Genomic DNA, 19,106 nt, shown 5'->3' with positions numbered 1-19,106 from the left:
ATAATTATGCAGGTTTCTAAGAAGAAAATATTATTATTTCTTTCAATTATTCTTTTGGCTTTATTGATGGTGTATGTATGTGCAAATAATAAGCATGTCCAAAATATTGTTCATAATATAGAAGACATCTATAAAGTATATAGAGAGAATCAGGTATTGAAAGGGAAAATTGAACATCAAGAATCGTTAAAGAGTAAAGTGCAAATATTAAGTGAGGAGAAAGAAAACCTTACTAAACTTATCAACAAAACGAAAGAATTAAAGGAACAAGGAAAATACAATTTAATTCAAGCTACAGTAGTAACTCGTGTAGCAGAAGAGTGGTATGGAGAAGTCACTATTGATAGAGGTGCACAACATGGTGTAAAGGTTGATATGGCTGTTATTACAGTGGAAGGTTTTATCGGAAAGGTAGAGAGTGTAGATCAATATACATCTGTTGTGAAATTAATTACGAATGATGAACGAACGAATCGTTTAGCAATCACCCTTCAAAATAATTCATCCATTTTAGGATTTGTTACAGGGTATGATAAGAAAAAACAGGCTCTTCGAATTGATAATATTCCATCAGATAAAGCGAAAGAAATAAAAATAGGTGATAGTATTATTACCTCTGAACTGAGTCAGAAAATACCACCTGGCCTTGAAGTAGCAGAGGTGATAGAGCAAGAACCGGATCAATATGGTCTTGCTTATATTATTTATGCAAAACCAAAGGCGAATTTATATGATTTAGAAGATGTAATTTTAATAGAACCTAAATAATAGTTTTATGTAGTGCCTTTGAGAGGTGAATTAGAAACGAAGAGAATGAACGTAAAATAAAGAGTAAGAGGGATAAGGAAAAGTAAAACAGTACTAAATTTAATAATATATGGTTATATATTTATAATGTTTTTATTTTATCTTTATCTTATCTTTATCTCGGACAATTATAATGAAGAGGTAAACTGATGATAAGTGCAAAGTTATTAAGTATTACAGTGGGGCTTTTTTTTGTACATTTTTAATATTAATTATTTATATAACCTCTTAAATAGGCTAGAAAACCTATATAATATCCTTCGACTTTATATGTGTAAATATATTATTTGAGCGTGAGAATATTGATGTCAAAAGGTATATGAATCGGATTATAAAATGTTTGATTTGCATATTGTAATGTTTTTTTTCGGGAGTGTACATTACAAAAATGTAAGAGGAATCAATATTGCTGTTTGTAGGGAAAAGATAAAATGATAGTTAGTGGCTATGAAAATAGCATGATCGCAGCACTAGCCAAATGACAGGAGGCAATATGAAAAATTTAATATTTGAAGAGAACGTTGTACAAAGAGGGTATAGTAAAAAGATGAATGTAGTACACCACACTGTAGAGAAGCGTGGGTGTAGAGTGTGTTATTAAAACTTTCTATTTCTAGTATGAAAAAAATGATAAAGGATTACATCGTTTTACTAATAGGCCTTGTCATCTCAATTTCTATTTTTTATATGGTTCAAACGCTTGCGCTAAATAAAGAGTTTACAATGAATAACAGTATTATTGGTTCAATTGTATTTGTATTTCAAATAGGCTCTGTTTTGGTAGCATTTATTACATTCTTTTATATTTTTTATGCAAACTCTTTTCTACTTTCACTCCGGCGGAAAGAACTTGGCATGTATCTTGTTTTAGGGGCCAAAAAGAGTAAAATCAGCCAACTTTTATTCTTTGAGACATTGTCTATGGGAATGATTTCACTAGCATTAGGTAGTGTATTCGGAGCTATTCTTTCTAATTTTGTTAGCAAATTTTTAACGAAACAATTGGAAATTTCAACGGAAGGTTATCAAGCATTTTATGTTCCTGCATTCAAAATAACATTTATATTCTTTAGTGCGTTATTTCTGCTTACATCCGTTGTAAATGCCATTCGTATAGCACTTAAAACAGAACTAGATTTAATTCGTACAGAGCAGCAAACGGAGCGCATACGAATGAAAGGACCAGCCACGATATTGTTACTTTTATGTAGTTTGCTAGGACTAGGTGTAGGATATTATTTCGTAATCTTCGTAGGAATAAAAGGTGCTGGCGCCATTATGCTTCCATTATTCACGATTACAATTGGGACATATCTTATATTTATTTCGTTCTTACCTATGATTGTTAATAGGCTAAAGAAAACGCGCTATTTAAATGAGAAGAAATTAAATGCATTTACATTTGCACAATTGCAGTTCCGTGTAAGTAGTTTGGCGAAAATATTAGGAACGGTAACGATGTTAATTGGTCTTGGTGTGGGGGCAATGGCTGGTGGCATGTCTTTACAGAAAAACGTAATCCTTACAGCAGAAAGAATGTCAGGGTATGATATTACAATTCATGATCCAGAAGCAGCGGATTATAAAGCTATGGAAAAAATGAAAATTGTAGATAAAAAACAATATAAATATAAAGTTAATAATGAGGCTGTTTACTATTTAAAAGAAGAATTATTAGAGAATCCGCCACTGTTGTTTGGAAAGAAAGAGACAATACATATTACTGAACAACTTCCATCTTCGAGCTATAGGATGTTTAAGGGAGAGGAAGTTGATCCATCTAGTTCTACGTTACCACTGAATTGGGATAAGAGTATGGATAGTGATTTTAGATCGAATATTACTGTATATAATCGTAAACCTGTCTATATCGTCGACGAAAACCGGTATAAAGCAATTCAAGGTAATGAGCATACGTTTTTTATTGCTAAAATCGATAATATTTTACGGTATAAGACAGAGCTAAAAGAGATGGATAATCGTCAAATCGAAAAAATAGCCGCCGCTATTAATAAGCCTAAGGAAGACGTATATTTACCAACAAACTATAATGATTATGAATCTATGCTTGCCTTTTCAAAAGGAACTTCCTTTATGGGATTCTTTTTAGGTCTTGCTTTTTTAGCTATGATGGCAAGTTGTTTAATGTTTAAGATCCTTTCTGGAGCTACGAAAGATATAGGGCGGTATGAGATGCTTCGGAAAATTGGGGTACGTAAAGAATTACTTATACAATCTATGTATAAAGAATTAGGCATTGTATTTTTATTTCCAGCCATATTGGGTCTTATACACGTTTTAGTAGGAATGAATATATTTACATTTGTTAAGTTTTTTGTAAATCCATATGTGAATATTGGACTTCCGATTTGTATATTTTTAATCATTTACGGTGTCTACTATTTGATCACTGTTCAATTATATAAGAGGATTGTGCTTCCAAAGGAAAAATAGAATGGATGCCGGGGGAAGGGGTAAAAAACTAGAGTAATATTTTTAGTATAAGTAAGTAATGGACGTAGAAAGGAATTAATAAAATGGGGAAACTGTTAAAGGTAAAGAATATAGTTGTAATGATGGTAGCTATAGTTGTAGTGGGAGGGGCTTTTTTTGTATTTCAAGCGATAACTTCACCTGCAAAAGCGATAGCAAATCAAGAGAATCCAGTTCAAAATGCAAATGAACAAATAAAAGTGGAGATGAATAAGGTTGCACCAACGCAATTTAATGGTCAAACTAGGAAAATTGCCTATCTTACTTTTGATGACGGACCAGGAAAATATACGGCACAGTTACTAGACATATTAAAGGAAAATGATGCAAAAGCAACATTTTTTCTAATCGGTCAAAATGTAAAATCATACCCTGATTTAGTAAAACGAGAAGAAGCGGAAGGACACTATGTTGGTATGCATAGTATGACGCACAATAATAGAAAATTATATGCCCAAGGTGGCTACGTAGATGAAATGAAAGAGGATCAAGGCTTAATTGCTAGTATTCTCGGACATGCCCCAAAACTAACACGCCCACCATATGGTTCAAAGCCAGGATTACACGAAGAACTTCGTAATAAAGTTGTAGAAAATGGTCTTAGAGTATGGGATTGGACAATTGATTCATTAGATTGGGAATATAATAGTATACCAATTGATATTGCGAAAGCGAAAATTGTTCAAAATGTACTTGCTAGTGCGACAAATCCCAAAGAAGTTATTTTAATGCACGATATTCATCCGCAATCTATCGCTGCAGTACCGGCTATTATTAAAGGTTTAAAAGAAAAAGGGTATGAATTTGAAGCATATCATGAAGATGATCATTTCCCCTTGAACTTTATGCATGATAAACGAATGTAACATAGGAGGAATTGACATTGACTTATAAAGCGTTAACGATTACCGGAATTATATCTATAAGCTTATTGACAGGGTGTTTTGGCGCAAAGCCAGAAGCAGAATTGTACGTCACATTTGAAAATGCAACGAAGCAAGAAAAGGCGGTTTCTGAAGATGTGAAAAAACTAGAGGGTTTAGAAAAACAAGGTCAAGAGTTATACAATCAAATTATAAATGATGGTAAAGATAGTAACCAAGCAATTATGCCGAAGATAGAGCAAGCTACAAAAAGCATGGACGAACGTGAAAAAGTATGGAACAAAGAAAAAGAAGCTTTTGAAAAAGCACAGGAAGAAATAAAATCAGTTCATAAAACTATAGATAAAATGGAAGATGCTGCTCTTCAAAAACAAGCAAAAAACATACAGGATATTTATAAAAAGCGTTATTCATCTTTTAATAAGATAAATGATTCGTATCAAAAATTAATGGGATTTGAAAGAGAAGTATATAAAAGCTTAGGCGAAAAAGAAACGAACTTAAAAAAGATTAGTGAAAAGATTAAAGGTGTAAATCAAATGAATGAGGACATTCAACGAGAAAAAGAGAAATTTAATGGATATACAAAAGAATATAACAAAGAGAAATTAGATTTTTATAAACAAGCGAAAATTAAAATTAAAGATGAGAAGTAAATACTTTATTCCTATATCATTTAATCTTATTTATTAAGTACAAAAGGAAAAAATCAAAAATAAAAGTTTGTTTCTTACTCAAAAATAGAATATAGAATTCAAGGGTCTCAAACTATTATAGTTTGGGGCTTTTTAATATTCTTAAGGGAAAAATCAAGAAATTCCTCTACTATTTTTCAAGGGAATACATCTATACATAGAGATTAATTACACTAATTGAATCTTTAAGTGAAATATATCGTATCTGCATCTTATATTTATATAGCTTGTTTATTCTATAAATACACCCAAGGTGGTGTTTAAAAAAGTATATAGGGAGAGAAAAAATGAAAAAGAAATTTTTACTAATTTGTGCAATAGCACTTTTATCAATAGGATACTCATCGGTAGCTAGTGCATCTACTGGAACAATGTCAAAGGAAGAAGTACAAGCGCAAGAACAGGCGTTAGAAAAAAAGGAAGCAGAATTTCAGGCTTGGCAAAAAGAGGCGTTAGAGAAGAAGAAAGCAGCAATGCAGGATCAAGAAAAAAAAGCATTAGAAAAAGCAGAAGTAGCGATTCAGGATCAACAAAAAGAAGCATTAGAAAAAAAGAAAGCAGCGATTCAAGCCCAACAAAAGAATGATGTAGAGAAAAAAGAAGTAGCGAAACAAGCTGTAAAAGGAGAAAAACTACCAAATACAGCATCAAATAGTGTAATAATGATGATACTAAGCGCGTGCCTTGTAGCATTAGGATCCGTATTTGGATTTACTCGTCGTAAGATTAAAGCATAAAATTTTGCATTAGCCTATAAAAAAATGGATGAATGAAAAGTGAGACTTGTAAATCGTATTGGATTTCCTTTTATATTGATTTGGTTATAGAGTATATATGTGAACAGCTATCATTAGATATAGAGAAAAAAATACATGTTTACAAACATGTATCTGCAATGCAAGTTGTTGCCAATCAAGATCTTATTGAAAAAGTAATTGTCAACTATATAACGAATGCAATCCGTTATACGCCAGCGAAAAAAGATGTTATTATTTCTACAATAAACAAACAAAAATTAAAGTGGAGAAATAAATACTTTATTTGTTACTCAAAAATAGAATATAGAATTCAAAAGCCCCAATCTACTATGATTTGGGGCTTTTAGATTCTTAAAGAAATGTTAAGAATATCCGCCGCTATTTATTAAGAAATTCTATCTATACTTAGAAATGGGTTAAGAAGTGTAGGAGGATATATATGAAAACATCAGTTGTAGAGGTAAAGAATGTACAAAAGGTATATGGTAAGAAAGAAGAGAGCCAATCACGTGTATTAAAGAATGTATCGTTCTCAATTCAAGAGGGTGAATTCGTTGGAATTATGGGACCATCAGGTTCAGGAAAAACAACATTATTGAATGTAATTTCTACATTAGATAAGGCAACAGGTGGAGTTGTTGAAATTGCTGGAATAGATATTACGAAAATGAAGCAAGAGGAATTATCTGATTTTCGCTCAGAGAAACTAGGATTTATCTTTCAAGATTTTAATTTACTTGAAAATTTATCAATATATGAAAACATTGCATTACCACTTTCTCTGCAAGGTGTTCACTCCAAAAGAATTGGATCAAAGGTGAAAAAGGTATCGGAAATGTTAGGGATATCAGAGATTCTTCAAAAATATCCGTCGGAAGTATCAGGTGGACAAAAACAACGTTCGGCAGCGGCTCGTGCACTTGTACATAAGCCAGCAATAATTTTAGGAGATGAGCCAACAGGAGCGCTTGATTCTAAAAATGCAAAAAGTTTATTAGAGGCGATGACCAAATTAAATGAAGAACAGGATGTTTCGATTATGATGGTTACACATGATCCATTTAGTGCGAGTTACTGCCGACGTATTTTATTCATTCAAGACGGAGAACTGTATAAAGAAATTTATCGCAGAGGTACGTGTGATGAATTCTATAAAGAAATTTTAGATGTGCTTGCCGATTTAGGCACACAAAAAGCATAGGAAAGAAGGTTCAACATGTTATTCAAACTTTCCATGTCAGGATTAAAAAGTAAACGAAAAGACTATATTGTCTTATTAGTGGGTCTTATTATGTCTATTTCAATTTTTTATATGTTTCAAACGTTAGCTTTAAATAAAACATTTATCGAAGGGAATTCCATGGATGGAATTTTTTCGGTTTTCCAAACAGGCTCATTTTTATTAGGATTTATTACATTATTTTATATTTTACACGCCAATTCATTTTTATTATCACTCCGGCAAAAAGAATTTGGTATGTATATGGTATTAGGGGCAAAAAAGCATAAAATTACATTGCTCATGTGTATTGAAACGATTGTATTAGGAATGGTGTCTCTTATAGTAGGTGTGGTATTCGGTATAATTTTGGCGCAAGGTGTTGGGTATTTACTGATGAAGGAGCTGGAGTTTACTGGAGTTGGTTATCATGCATTCTATGTACCATCAATCATTGTTACTTTCATCTTTTTCATTGCATTATTTATGTTGTCCGCAATTATGAATGGTATAAAACTAGTGCGTAATTCGCTATTACAGCTGGTTCACTCTAATGATAAAACAGCTGGTACTCCTACTAAAGGGAATTTAACGAATATAGTAGCACTTTTATCAATTGTTTTATTAGCAGTTGGTTATATTTCTATGATTTATATGAAAGAGTTAAAGGAATCAGGATTTATCATTGCTACAATTACAGTAACATTAGGAACTTACATGCTATTTACATCATTCCTTCCTATTATTATTAACAAACTAAAAGCGAATAAAAATTGTAGTGAAACAGGAATTAATGCGTTCACGCTTGCACAGTTAAGTTTTTCTATTAATAGTTTAACGAAAGTATTAGCGACAGTTGCTATGTTAGTGGCTCTCGGTGCGGGTGCTGTCTCTAGTGGTATGGCTTTAAAAAATAATGTTACAAACATTATTGAAACATTTGATTATTATGATGTTGAAATTAACAATCCGACAGTAGAAGAAAAGAAAATATTAAGTGGAATTACATTTAAAGAGAAAAACGAATATCGCTATAAAGTAGATGATCAGTTCATTTATTATTTGAAAGAAGATTTGGAAGCAAATCGTCTGTTAATACCGACTGGTGGAGAGGATGGAAAGCAATTTATATCTGTTTCTAAAGAGCTACCAGTTGGAGCTGTTTTAAGTCGTGGTCCAGAGAAAATCGAGAATGATATCCTCATTCCAGAAGAATGGAGATATGCGCTAAGAACTCTCCAAAAAACTTATGTATACCCTAATCAAAGTATAAAGATTGTAGATAAAAAGATGTACGATGAAATCCAAGGTGAAGAAAGAATTGTATTCTTTGGAAAAACAGAAGATTTCATGAAATATGAACAAAGATGGAAGCAAATTGACGAATTAGAAGTTATTAAATATAAAGAGGTAGAAAAAACAGAATTACGTAGTAAATATATGACATATAAATCATTGTACAGTACTTACAGTGGAACCGTATTTATGGGATTTTTCTTAGGGATAGCATTCTTAGCGATGTTGGCAAGCAGTTTAATGTTTAAGATTCTTTCTAGCACTTCAAAAGATATTATTCGCTATCAAATGCTTCGTAAAATTGGTGTACGTTATGAGTTATTAACTAAATCAATTTATAAAGAATTACTTTTCGTCTTCTTGTTCCCAGCGATAGTAGGTATAATGCACGTATTAGTTGGCATGAACATGTTTTCGTTCATAATCAATAATCCATATTTCCGTATTTGGCTTCCTATTATTATTTTCTTAGTCATTTACGTAGCTTATTATTTTATTACAGTTCAATTTTATAAAAAAATTGTTCTTCCGAAAGAAGTGTAGTATGTAAGCCTAGATATAAATCTAGTAAAAGGTTATATTAGATTGTTTTGAAAACAAAATGATTGTAGCAAATTGATTTAATGAATATAGGGGTATAAAATATGACATAAGATTTCCTAATATTTCACTTTTTTTGTAAGTGAGGATACACTATGTTATTGATTCTTAGCATCATTTTGATAGGAATTATGATCGGGATGAAAGTAGTAGTTTTTGGGATAGTAGAGAGACAAAGGTTTGTATATGTATTGTCCGAAGTGTAATGGGAGAATTGGAAAGGGGAATTCTGCTCCTTTTTATTCAAAATGTAATTTATTTTTTTAGTAAAGAATGATAGTTGGAATGAGTTTGAGATATTGCAAAAGCTTTGCGAGGATACGCAAAACTTTTGTATAGTTTATTTGCTTTCGATGCACATTGTAAATAAGGAGAAAGAGAATCCTCTATGTTTCAGTTTATAAAAGGTGAAGAAGAGAATTTATTATATCTTTTGTAATAAGCGTTCGCCGCTTTCCATATCGCTTTTGCATAACGGACATTTCGGTTCTGCGTCTAATGCAAAGTTTTTACGCATCCATCCACGGCAGTTTTCTTCTAGGCATTCCCATACAGCAATTGCTTCTGGTTCTACTACAGGTTTATCATTTTTTCTCCAATACATGTGATCGCTCCCTTAAATTGAAAAGTTTTTCAGAAAAACAAAAAAGGTTGTTAACGATTTTGTTAACAACCTTTTTTATATTAGTTCATTATACTTTATTTTTTGAAAAAATGCGAAGGTTAGTAATTGTTAAAGTATAGAAAAATAAGGATTATATAAGCTAAGGATTATAAATCATCGTTGAAAGCTTTAGTAATAATTCAATTTGATACAGTGTATACCGGCAACCTTCTCGGTGTTTTTCTACATCTTCTTCATGCCATTGTTTTGTTAACTTTGGAATTTCTATGTCATCACTTAGGCGTTTCTGCTGTTGTGTCTTCCATAGTATGCTCGTTGCATGGAAGCCTTTTTGTTTTGAAAACATTAGGAAGTTTAATAAATTTATCGGGCATAAACGGGTAATAGGGACCCCACTTCAAAATTTGGTTGAAGCGAAGTAGTTAGGTAGGAGTCGGACTATCTGTAAAAGCCCAATTAGTTGGACTTTATTGAGAGGTTTTTGCCATTTCCATAAAGCTTTGTTCAATTTCATCCAATTCGAATGAATGGCATATTCTACGATCCTCTTTATCTAAAATTCGATAATGTTGGGATAAAATATTTTGTTGAATGTGATAACCGTTTAATTCTTTTATTTGTCGCCACCACACTTTTCCACCTAAAGTCTTCGGAAAGTTCATATTGTAATGTGTAAAAGCGATTGTTTTTATAATTTCATTCACATCATCCCCGAATGTCATCTGGACTGTATTGCTCTGTTCGAAGAGTGTTACGACACAAACTGCACCTGACCATGTTAGCGTACGTCTCCCTTTTTCAATTTCTACTAATGTTTTCTTCGATAAACCAATAATTTCTGACATTTTATCTTGTGATAAATCATTTTCAACACGTATGAGTTTTAATTTCGAATTAACGAGTTCAATAAATTCTTGTTTATCCATAATGCATCTCCTTTTCTCTTATAGTGTAAAATTACACTGTGAGTGTAATTTTGTCAAAGGTAGTGCAAAAAAGTTATTTATTGCTGTTTTGATCTTTCTAATTACTATTTCAATTTTAGTTTAAGAAAATGTTAAGAAACCGTACTATTTTTTATTAAGAAATACGCTCTATACTTAGAAACATCTTAAAGAAAACATAATGAAAGGCCGAATATAGATGAAAAGATTTATTTTTGGATCATTACTTGTTATCGTCGCAGGAGCGGCATATTTATTAAATGGGAGTGCTGCGATTGATAGAATGAATCCATTTCTTGATATAGAGCACCATTATGCAATAATTGATAACGATGGTAAAGAATTAGATGGAAATAAAGGTCGTGAATATAAAGTGAAAGCTTATGATGAAAATGGTAAGGAAAAAGAAGTTACAATTGACGGAGTAGATGAATTACCGAAAGATTCATACTGGCATGTGCTTACGAGAGGTAAGTTCTTATATGATAAAGTGCAAGTAACGATAGATAAAATTCCTAATGGAGCGAAGATGAAGTTAGGATTATAAGTATAAAACCGATTCTCAATGTGGGAATCGGTTTTGTTGTTTTATGGTAAAGTTTAGTGAGGGGGGCGAGAGTGATGTTACTCATTGTTAGTCTTATTTTAATTGGATTTATGTGTAGTATGAGAATAGTATCTTTACATATGATAGAGCGAGAAAAGATAGAAGAGCGATATGTATATTGTCCAAAATGTGATGGGAAAATTAGGAGAGGCAATTCCGCTCCTTTTTGTTCGAAATGTAATTTAATATTTTAACTATAGGAAATCCGAAATCATTTTGTATGGTTTCGGATTTTTTATGTTGAAAATAGAAGAAATAAAGAGCGGAAAAAAGTTTGAACAAGGAATTGAGTATAAGAATATTATTGAAGGATATCCCATTATTATGAAGTATTTCGTAGAGATAGATCGAGAAGTTTTGAGGGTGTTATTAGCTGATGAAAGAGGGATTCTTCCTACTATGCTAGAGTGTAATGAATGTTATAAGACTAAATTGGATGATATCGAGGAAAGTGGATAAAAAGAGCTTGAAACAACTCAAGCCCTTTTTTAAGCCCTCGTTTCATTCCTTGTTCCATTCCTCTTTTTATTCCTTCTGTCTCTGCGTGGGCGAATTTTGCTACTTCATCCATTAAAACTTTCTCTCTTGCGTCATAGGCTTGGCGGAAAGAGGAATCTTGACTCATACGTTCCCACTTGTTTATTGCTTTTTGTAAAATAGGGTCTTGGTTCATAGCAATATCCTCCAATGTTTTAGTTAAGTGTTCATCCTCATTTGCTGAAAGCAATAAAAGCCAACGAACAAATGGATCTTTCCACGGATTTACTTTTTCTTCATGCCATTGTTTTGTTAACTTTGGAATTTCTATAATGTGAATTTCTATGTCATCACTCAAGAGTTTCTGTTGTTGTGTATTCCATAATGTGCCCGTTGTATGAAATTCTTTGTGGTCTGAGGAACATTATAAAGTTCAATAAATTAATGGTGATGGTTTTATGAAGCGAACTGTAAGGCATACCTTTTTGTAATTGAGATGTATATAATTTCCCCCACTGATTATTAGTTGAACCAATCGGACTTTTACGGGCAGTTGATTCCCTACCTAACTTCTTTGCTTCCGCTGAATTTTGAGGTGGGGGTCTTACTGCCCGTTAATGCGGGATAAACTACGTTTCATCATATCGTGATTATTATTGAGCTGTATTTCTACATTTACTTTTGTTCCTGTGTTTAACGTAGCTGAAATGTCTAGAATTGATAATTTATCATTTGCATGTTCCCGGTGTAAATGTGGATCTTCTAGTTGTAGAGAAGCGATGGGTGATTCTAAAGAATCTTGTAACATAGCGTTTAAAAATGCAATTAGAATATCTTCACTACCATTCGTACCAAACAATTGTTTAAATGCAAAATCAATGCGTAAATTAACTAACTGTTGGCTGAACACAGCTTTTCTTCTCCCTTGTGTCAGGTTCCTTCTTTCCTTCATTGTATCTAAAAAGAACTAGGGCATGCAAACAGGAAACTTTGCTATTTTTTTAGCAATATTATTAGAATGTCGCAAACAAATATGTCTATGTTATACTCTAGTGAAATTGAATTCTTCCAATCAGTAGCCACTGCAATAGAGAAGAAAGATCCAAGTGTTATTGTGAATAAGGATTCTAATACGCACTGGAAAAATTGGGTGGAGTTTGATTACGAAAATTTATATTAAAAATTAAAGAGTAAATCAAAATGAATTGCTAATAAAAAGACGAGCCGAAGTGTTGGAACTTTAGCTCGTCTTTTTATATTATACAATCGCAGGATTATAAATCATCGTAAAGTGTCCTTGTAATAGTTCAATATGACAAGGTGTATGAAGCGAGCTTTCTCCATCTGTATCTACTTCTTTTTCTTCTTCGGTTTCAATATGAATGGATTTCGCTTTTACGTGGAAGATGTCATTTTCATTTGAGTCTTCAAATAGTTTCTTTCCGATATAATCTTTAAACGCTTGAATGCCTGTTGATTTTACAACGAAAATATCAAGTGTTCCGTCGTCGCACTTTACGTTCGGAATAAAGGACGGGATACCGCCAAGATATTCACCGTTTCCAACCATAACAAGGACGGCTTCGTCTTCATATACTTGTCCGTCGTACGTAATTTTTACGGGGAATGTTTCAGCATTTTTGACAGTTCGAATGGTGCTTAAATAGTAACCAATTTTCCCAAGCTTTGCTTTCTCTTCCGCATCGATATTGTTTGATACTTCAGAGACAAGTCCAATGCCCCAGAAGTTTAAGAAGTGTAGGTCATTTGCTTTTGCGACGTCAACTGGTTTTACATGTCCTTGTGTAATAAGTTTTGCTGCTTCTGCGATGTTTTGCGGAACGCCAAGTGTGCGAGAGAAGTCGTTGCAAGTTCCGCCTGGAATGATGGCAAGTGTAGGTCTAGTTTCAAGAGGTGCTAAGCCATTTGTGCATTCAAATACAGTGCCGTCACCACCAAAGACGATAATTAAATCTACTTTACTAGCAAACTCTTGGCAATATTTTGTTGCATCACCTTGCTTTTTCGTATGAAGGATATGTAAGTCAGGAAAAGCTGCCGCAAGAGGTGGTACAATTTTCGTTAAGTTCGTATGTAAATCGCCTTGCCCTGCTTTTGGATTTACGATGAGGAGTACTTTTTCAAATTTTGTCTTTGTCATTTTTATTCTCTCCCTTTGTCTTTTACGAATCGTGATAGAAAATAAACTTCCACCAGTAATTGATGGAAGTTTATTCTATTATATTATTCCGTTACAACTGAAGCGATAAATGGTAAGTTACGATATTTTTCTGCGCAGTCGATACCGTATCCAACGATAAATTCGTCTGGAATTTGGAAGCCAACATATTCAGCTTTTAAGTCCACTTTACGACGCTCAGGTTTATCAAGTAACGTACAGAATTTTAATGCTTTCGGTTTATGCATAAAGAAGTGATCTTTTAAGAAGTGAAGTGTTAAACCAGAATCGATAATGTCTTCTACGACAATTACGTTTTTTCCAGTAATGTTTACATCGATATCTTTTAATAGTTTTACTTTTCCAGTTGTTTCTGTTTGATTTCCGTAGCTAGATGCAGAAATAAAGTCAATTGTTACATCATTTTTAATGTGACGAATTAAATCGGCAGCGAATACGAAAGATCCTTTTAATACAGCGATTACTATGATTTCTTCTCCTTCAAAGTCACGTTCGATTTGAAGTGCTAGTTCTTTTACTTTTTCTTGTAATTTTTCTTCAGAAATTAAAGTGTCTTTTATTTCAATATTCATTGGAGTCCTCCTACAGTGTAAAACTTGTGAACATTTCGACTGTAAAGGAAAGAAAGGGAAAAGTCAAAGAAGATATAAGTTTTTTACAGAAATCCCCACAAAATAATCAGATGATATGATATACTAATCATATAAAGAAAACGCTTCCAAAAGGGTGATTATGATGAGAAAGAAAGAGTATACAAGTGCAACATTTATAAAAGCATTGTTTTTAACAATTGTTCTTGGCAGTTTGGCTTACATAATTGATGTACCAGCGATTCGGATTTCACTAATTGGAATGACTTTAGTATTAGGCGCAATTTCCCACGGTATGATGTCACAGCTGCAAGAAGCTGGAGTCGATCATATGAAAGATCATATAGATGAGATATGAGAAACCTTCACGTATAGAGAGTGAAGGTTTTTTGTTTCTTACAAAAATGTAAGGTAGTTGTAAGGCAAATCGATAGTTGCATAGTAGTGTTTTGGATAAACTATAGGTGTAAGGTAAAAGGCAAGCATATTTTAGGTAAATTAAGTTTTAGGCACTCTATATGTGAAAAAGGAGTAGGAGGGCATGGAGAAACGTTGGACGACCTTTTCTTTTTTAGCAACTAGCAACACCGTAATGCTAGCTGGCGAAATGGATTTTTTGCACTTGTTTGATCGAGAAGACGATCATTCTTCTTCTAAATTTACAATGAAATGGAATAAATGGAGCGAGAGTTGTAGGTTTGAAGAAGAGGCCCCTAATGAAGAGCAAAAGATTATTTTGACAAACCCTATTAAAGCGTGGGTTGTTCAACGTCGTAAGTGTAACGTCAAAAATCACTTAAAGAAAACTGAGCCGAGACAATTAGTTATCGCTCCGGCCCATTCTACTTCTAAATCACGCGAAAGTAACATGTAAATATTGAGACACACACCCGAAAAAACATCGTATATATTGCGATGTTTTTTTATTTTTCTACAATGAAATCTTTAAATGAAATATATTTCATCTGCATTTTATATTTATATCTCTTGCTTATGCTAGTGATACATCCGATGCGAAGTGATGTAAAACGTATAAAAGGAGAGAAATAAAATGAAAAAGAAACTATTACCAATTTGTGCAATGGCACTTTTAACAGTGGGATATTCTTCAGTAGCAAGCGCAGATACTGGAACAGTAACAAAGGAAGAAGCGGCGCAACTGCAGCAAGATAAAGCGAAAAAAGAAGCAGCGATTAAGGAACAGCAAAAGAGTGAAGAAGAGAAAAAGAGAATAGCGCAAGAACAGTTAAAAAATGATATGGCAAAAAAAGAAGCGGCACAAGTACAACAAAAAAATGGTGCGGTAAAAAAAGAAGTAGCGAAGCCAGCTGTACAAGGTGAAAAATTACCAAACACAGCATCCAATAATGTAGCAATGATGGCATTAAGCGCATGTCTTGTAGGGATAGGGACATTATTTGGTTTGAATCGTCGCAATAAAGTTAAGGCGTAAATAAAATATTGTCCTATAAAGAATGGAATAATTTCATATATTAAAAATGGTAGGTTATTCCTACCATTTTTGACATGGAGGGATGAACATGAAGTTACTCAATTATATCGGTATCATATTGATGGCCATAGGGCTATTCACGGGAGCATATTACGCTATGGAATGGTATAAAGGAAAAAGCTCTGCTCAACAATTGACGAAAGAAGAAATAAAGAGTCTTAACAATATACAACATAATAAACTTTCTCATGAAACAGCTGTGACTTCCCAAGTGCCTTCTGCTCAAACAGAACATAAAGAAGGAGAAAAGGTAGCACTGTTAAATATACCGAAAATAAAGAAGAAGTTTTCTATATACTGGGGAGCGGATGATGCAACGTTGAAGAAAGGAGTTGGAATGTTCGTTAGTGATTTAACGACAACGCCATCTGGAGGGGGACATACTGTACTGAGTGGACACCGGGATACTGTATTTACAGATTTAGGAGAGTTAAAAGAAAAAGACACTCTTGTTTTAGAGTATGATAATAAAACTTACACATACGAAATTCAAAAGATATGGATTACCCATGCGGATGATCGTACTGTTATTATAAAAAAAGAAGAACCGATATTAACACTAACGACTTGCTATCCATTTGATTATATAGGTGATGCACCAGATAGATATATTATCGAGGCGAAGTTAACGGCTAGTTATTCAGAATGAAGTGATAGTTTCTGAAAACGGAAGGGGGATACATAAGTTATGTCAAAAAACATTTTAATTGTGGAAGATGAAGATATTTTGCGTGAAATATTAAAAGATTATTTTTTGAGCGAGCAATATGTAGTGTTTGAAGCAAGAGATGGGAAAGAAGCTTTAGTTGTATTTGAGGAAGAAGAGGTTGATTTAGTTATTTTAGATATTATGTTGCCAGAACTCGATGGATGGTCTGTTTGCCGAAGAATTAGGAAGACGTCTGAGGTGCCTATTATTATGCTGACGGCGCGCGTAGATGAAGACGATACGTTACTTGGTTTTGAACTTGGGGCAGATGACTATGTGACGAAGCCGTATAGTCCACCCATTCTATTAGCAAGAGCGAAACGATTATTAGAAAGTAGAAAAGCATCGAAGAAACCTTTAGAGAACGAAGATGATACGTTATCGATTCATGGCATCCACGTCCATTTTCCGTCACGTACTGTTACTGTTGATGAGGCAGATGTTAGTTTAACGCATACGGAGTTTGAAATATTAGTGTATTTCATGAAAAACCAAGGAATTGTACTAACAAGGGAACAATTAATTTCAAGAATTTGGGGATATGAATTTGCTGGTGATGATCGAACGGTTAATAGTCATATTCGTAATTTAAGAAATAAATTAGGAGAGAAAGCAAAGTGCATTACAACTGTAGTACGAACAGGTTATAAATTTGAGGGAAATGTATGAGAAAAGGGATTGTACTAAAATTATTTACCCTCACAACAGCATTATGCATGTTAATTTTAGTGACGATATTTATTGGACAAACGATATTTTTTAAACAATATTATGCGAATCGAAAAGTAGAAGATATTAAAGTGAATTTAAATACTTTTGAGAAGAATTATTTGAATTATGCAGGAAGTGCAGAAGGAATTCAGAAGCTGGAGCAAGATTTTTTAAGAGAAAATAATACGTGGATTACAATGTTAGATCAGAATGGGAATTTAAAACATGCGGATGATTTTTATTTTGAAGTAACAATAAATCGTATGCAACAAAAGAGCTTTGGACAACAAATATTCAAGATTCCCTTAGGTAATCTCGTCAATATAGAGGAGATTGATAATAAATCATCAGAGCAGTTTTTAGGACAAGAAATTTATTTTTCTGGAGTGAGAAAAGAAGATAGTTTTATTCCATTCTCTTTTTCTTTATCTAAGCAGAATTTAAGCGGATCTAATAAACCGTTAGAAAAAGCATTTAATGAGAAAATGAGTAAATTATATGAGGAGAAAAAGAAAGCAGTCGGGGAACAAGTTGTTAAGGAGAAGAGGCCGGCCGTTCAGGAGCAAGCTGCCCAAGAACCAGATTTTTACATAGGAGGACGTGTTACAAAAGTACAGTTACCAGATGTAAACGGTCCTGTGAATCCAATTTATAAAAATAGCATATTTTTAGATAATATTAAGGTTTTTCAAACTGATTTATTATTAAAAGAGAACAAACACATACAATATACAACACAAACAATGGACGATGAAAAGAATGATATAAAATATAAATTATTAATTAAGCCAATAAAAGAAAAAGACGGATCAGTAACATATATTTATGCAATGGCTTCTTTACAGCCTGTAGATGAAGCAGTACAAATGGTGCAAGATTACTACATTTACATCATTGCATTTGTAGTCGTTCTCATTTTTCTAGCTTCGTTTTATTATTCAAAACAAATTGCAAAGCCGTTATTAAAAATAAATGATACGACGAAGAAAATAGCACACTTAGATTTCACAGAACAAATACCGATTACTTCAAAAGATGAAATTGGTGATTTATCGAAAAATATTAATGTATTATCTAATAAGCTCCATTCGCATATTGGACAGCTAGAACAAGATATTGAAAAGGAAAGAAAGTTAGAAAATACGCGGAAAGAATTTATTTCTGGTGTGTCGCATGAATTGAAAACACCGCTGAGTATTATGAAAAGCTGTATTTCTATTTTAAAAGATGGAGTAGCTGAACATAAAAAAGAGTACTATTTTCAGGCGATGGAACGAGAAGTAGATAAAATGGATACTTTAATTTTGGATATGCTTGAGTTAGCTAAATTTGAGTCAGGTACATATAAAATGAAAAAGGGTTTATTTTATATTGATTCAGTAATTGAAGATATATGTGAATACCTTTCTGTGGACATAGAGAAAAAAGAACTTCGTGTGCATAAAAATATATGTTCAGTTGAAGTGATGGCAAATCAAAGTCGGATTGAACAAGTCATCGTAAACTTCATTACGAATGCCATACGTTATACACCAAATAAAGAGGATATTATGATTTCCACAATAGATGAGCAGGATCGTATAAAAGTGTGTATTGAAAATAAAGGTACTCACATTGAAGAAGAACAATTAGATAAAATTTGGGACCGTTTTTATCGCGTGGATGCAGCTCGTCAGCGTTCACAAGGTGGAACGGGTCTTGGGCTAGCTATTTCTAAAAATATTTTAGAACTACACGATGCTGAATATGGGGTAAAGAATACAGAAGACGGTGTATTATTTTACTTCTACTTACCAAAAAAAGCGTAGATGGTACATGCTACGCTTTTTTTAATTTATTTTCATATTATCTTTACCTAATCTTTATTTTTAAACAGTATACTTTGGATAGAAAATGAGGTTATGTAAGGAGTCGATGAACCGTGCATAGCAAGTGGCTAAGTATAATGGTATTTATTTTCTTTTGTGCATTTATTGTA

General features: G+C 32.9%; 22 protein-coding genes and 3 pseudogenes. 18 read left to right on the top strand and 7 right to left on the bottom strand.

The features are described 5' to 3' along the window. The first annotated feature begins 6 nt into the window (after positions 1–6). From mreC to MKX31_RS22105, 8 genes are all read left to right on the top strand, one after another. Entirely contained in the window at positions 7–768 is a 762-nt protein-coding gene (gene mreC / locus MKX31_RS22140) for a rod shape-determining protein MreC (protein ID WP_154131507.1), read from the top strand. Positions 769–1,398: 630 nt separating this feature from the next. Continuing rightward, positions 1,399–3,261 (top strand): ABC transporter permease, encoded by a 1,863-nt coding sequence (locus MKX31_RS22135; RefSeq protein ID WP_340981518.1) that lies wholly within the window; start codon positions 1,399–1,401, stop codon positions 3,259–3,261. 83 nt (positions 3,262–3,344) lie between these two features. After that, positions 3,345–4,166, top strand: coding sequence for a peptidoglycan-N-acetylglucosamine deacetylase (locus MKX31_RS22130; protein ID WP_088047684.1), 822 nt, complete (start codon positions 3,345–3,347; stop codon positions 4,164–4,166). Between the two features lie 17 nt (positions 4,167–4,183). Next, the gene (locus MKX31_RS22125; RefSeq protein WP_340981516.1) at positions 4,184–4,840 is read left to right on the top strand and encodes a YkyA family protein; all 657 of its coding nucleotides are present in this window, start codon (positions 4,184–4,186) and stop codon (positions 4,838–4,840) included. Between the two features lie 326 nt (positions 4,841–5,166). Continuing rightward, a complete protein-coding gene (locus MKX31_RS22120; protein WP_064474464.1) occupies positions 5,167–5,616 on the top strand; it encodes an LPXTG cell wall anchor domain-containing protein in 450 nt (149 codons plus the stop codon). Positions 5,617–5,648: 32 nt separating this feature from the next. After that, the gene (locus MKX31_RS29335) at positions 5,649–5,984 is read left to right on the top strand and encodes an ATP-binding protein (RefSeq protein ID WP_002099385.1); all 336 of its coding nucleotides are present in this window, start codon (positions 5,649–5,651) and stop codon (positions 5,982–5,984) included. A 92-nt stretch (positions 5,985–6,076) separates the two neighbouring features. Then, a complete protein-coding gene (locus tag MKX31_RS22110; protein WP_088047683.1) occupies positions 6,077–6,838 on the top strand; it encodes an ABC transporter ATP-binding protein in 762 nt (253 codons plus the stop codon). Positions 6,839–6,853: 15 nt separating this feature from the next. Next, the gene (locus MKX31_RS22105) at positions 6,854–8,695 is read left to right on the top strand and encodes an FtsX-like permease family protein (protein WP_064474466.1); all 1,842 of its coding nucleotides are present in this window, start codon (positions 6,854–6,856) and stop codon (positions 8,693–8,695) included. 481 nt (positions 8,696–9,176) lie between these two features. On the opposite strand, the gene MKX31_RS22100 is transcribed toward MKX31_RS22105, so the two are convergent. The 3 genes and pseudogenes from MKX31_RS22100 to MKX31_RS22090 form a co-directional block, all read right to left on the bottom strand. Further along, positions 9,177–9,356: a cold-inducible protein YdjO-related protein gene (locus MKX31_RS22100; RefSeq protein ID WP_064474467.1), complete on the bottom strand. Its 180-nt coding sequence runs from the start codon at positions 9,354–9,356 to the stop codon at positions 9,177–9,179. Positions 9,357–9,585: 229 nt separating this feature from the next. After that, positions 9,586–9,771, bottom strand: a pseudogene (locus MKX31_RS22095) (Rpn family recombination-promoting nuclease/putative transposase); the annotation flags it as partial. A 73-nt stretch (positions 9,772–9,844) separates the two neighbouring features. Further along, entirely contained in the window at positions 9,845–10,303 is a 459-nt protein-coding gene (locus MKX31_RS22090; RefSeq protein ID WP_064474468.1) for a helix-turn-helix transcriptional regulator, read from the bottom strand. Positions 10,304–10,520: 217 nt separating this feature from the next. On the opposite strand from MKX31_RS22090, the gene MKX31_RS22085 reads away from it, so the two are divergent. From MKX31_RS22085 to MKX31_RS22075, 3 genes are all read left to right on the top strand, one after another. Beyond that, on the top strand, positions 10,521–10,868 hold the full coding sequence (locus tag MKX31_RS22085) for a YxeA family protein (protein WP_064474469.1): 348 nt from the start codon (positions 10,521–10,523) through the stop codon (positions 10,866–10,868). Between the two features lie 74 nt (positions 10,869–10,942). Further along, positions 10,943–11,122: a hypothetical protein gene (locus MKX31_RS22080; RefSeq protein WP_000924667.1), complete on the top strand. Its 180-nt coding sequence runs from the start codon at positions 10,943–10,945 to the stop codon at positions 11,120–11,122. A 43-nt stretch (positions 11,123–11,165) separates the two neighbouring features. Continuing rightward, the gene (locus MKX31_RS22075; protein ID WP_064475076.1) at positions 11,166–11,387 is read left to right on the top strand and encodes a hypothetical protein; all 222 of its coding nucleotides are present in this window, start codon (positions 11,166–11,168) and stop codon (positions 11,385–11,387) included. Here MKX31_RS22075 and MKX31_RS22070 read toward each other — a convergent pair. Next, positions 11,356–11,920, bottom strand: a pseudogene (locus MKX31_RS22070) (Rpn family recombination-promoting nuclease/putative transposase); the annotation flags it as partial. The gene MKX31_RS22075 and the pseudogene MKX31_RS22070 sit on opposite strands and share 32 nt — an antisense overlap. Positions 11,921–12,030: 110 nt before the next feature. After that, positions 12,031–12,315 (bottom strand): annotated as a pseudogene (locus MKX31_RS22065) (Rpn family recombination-promoting nuclease/putative transposase); the annotation flags it as partial. A gap of 123 nt (positions 12,316–12,438) precedes the next feature. On the opposite strand from MKX31_RS22065, the gene MKX31_RS22060 reads away from it, so the two are divergent. After that, entirely contained in the window at positions 12,439–12,585 is a 147-nt protein-coding gene (locus MKX31_RS22060) for a DUF7003 family protein (RefSeq protein WP_445661308.1), read from the top strand. Between the two features lie 78 nt (positions 12,586–12,663). Here the strand turns inward: MKX31_RS22060 and MKX31_RS22055 are convergent, their stop codons facing one another. Together MKX31_RS22055 and hpt are read right to left on the bottom strand one after the other, a co-directional pair. Next, complete coding sequence (locus tag MKX31_RS22055; RefSeq protein WP_064474471.1) at positions 12,664–13,566, bottom strand: diacylglycerol/lipid kinase family protein; 903 nt, start codon at positions 13,564–13,566, stop codon at positions 12,664–12,666. Positions 13,567–13,649: 83 nt separating this feature from the next. Beyond that, a complete protein-coding gene (hpt, locus tag MKX31_RS22050) occupies positions 13,650–14,177 on the bottom strand; it encodes a hypoxanthine phosphoribosyltransferase (RefSeq protein ID WP_064469199.1) in 528 nt (175 codons plus the stop codon). A gap of 160 nt (positions 14,178–14,337) precedes the next feature. On the opposite strand from hpt, the gene MKX31_RS22045 reads away from it, so the two are divergent. The 6 genes from MKX31_RS22045 (at position 14,338) to MKX31_RS22020 (ending at position 18,936) form a co-directional block, all read left to right on the top strand. After that, positions 14,338–14,553 carry a hypothetical protein gene (locus MKX31_RS22045; RefSeq protein ID WP_340981515.1) on the top strand — a complete coding sequence of 72 codons (216 nt, stop codon included), beginning with the start codon at positions 14,338–14,340 and terminating at the stop codon, positions 14,551–14,553. A 183-nt stretch (positions 14,554–14,736) separates the two neighbouring features. Continuing rightward, positions 14,737–15,069, top strand: a complete 333-nt coding sequence (locus MKX31_RS22040; protein ID WP_000415592.1) for a hypothetical protein — start codon at positions 14,737–14,739, stop codon at positions 15,067–15,069. A 177-nt stretch (positions 15,070–15,246) separates the two neighbouring features. Then, positions 15,247–15,648, top strand: coding sequence for an LPXTG cell wall anchor domain-containing protein (locus MKX31_RS22035; RefSeq protein ID WP_064474472.1), 402 nt, complete (start codon positions 15,247–15,249; stop codon positions 15,646–15,648). An 88-nt stretch (positions 15,649–15,736) separates the two neighbouring features. Continuing rightward, a complete protein-coding gene (locus MKX31_RS22030; RefSeq protein WP_340981513.1) occupies positions 15,737–16,357 on the top strand; it encodes a class D sortase in 621 nt (206 codons plus the stop codon). Between the two features lie 39 nt (positions 16,358–16,396). After that, entirely contained in the window at positions 16,397–17,086 is a 690-nt protein-coding gene (locus MKX31_RS22025; protein WP_064474474.1) for a response regulator transcription factor, read from the top strand. After that, entirely contained in the window at positions 17,083–18,936 is a 1,854-nt protein-coding gene (locus MKX31_RS22020) for a sensor histidine kinase (RefSeq protein ID WP_340981512.1), read from the top strand. Before MKX31_RS22025 ends, MKX31_RS22020 begins: the two co-directional genes overlap by 4 nt. Positions 18,937–19,106: the final 170 nt, after the last annotated feature.

The sequence above is a fragment of the Bacillus sp. FSL M8-0063 genome, assembly GCF_038005545.1.
GTDB classification, from domain to species: domain Bacteria; phylum Bacillota; class Bacilli; order Bacillales; family Bacillaceae_G; genus Bacillus_A; species Bacillus_A wiedmannii.
Note: the sequence above shows the minus strand (reverse complement) of the source record. Positions and strands in the feature narration are given on the sequence as shown.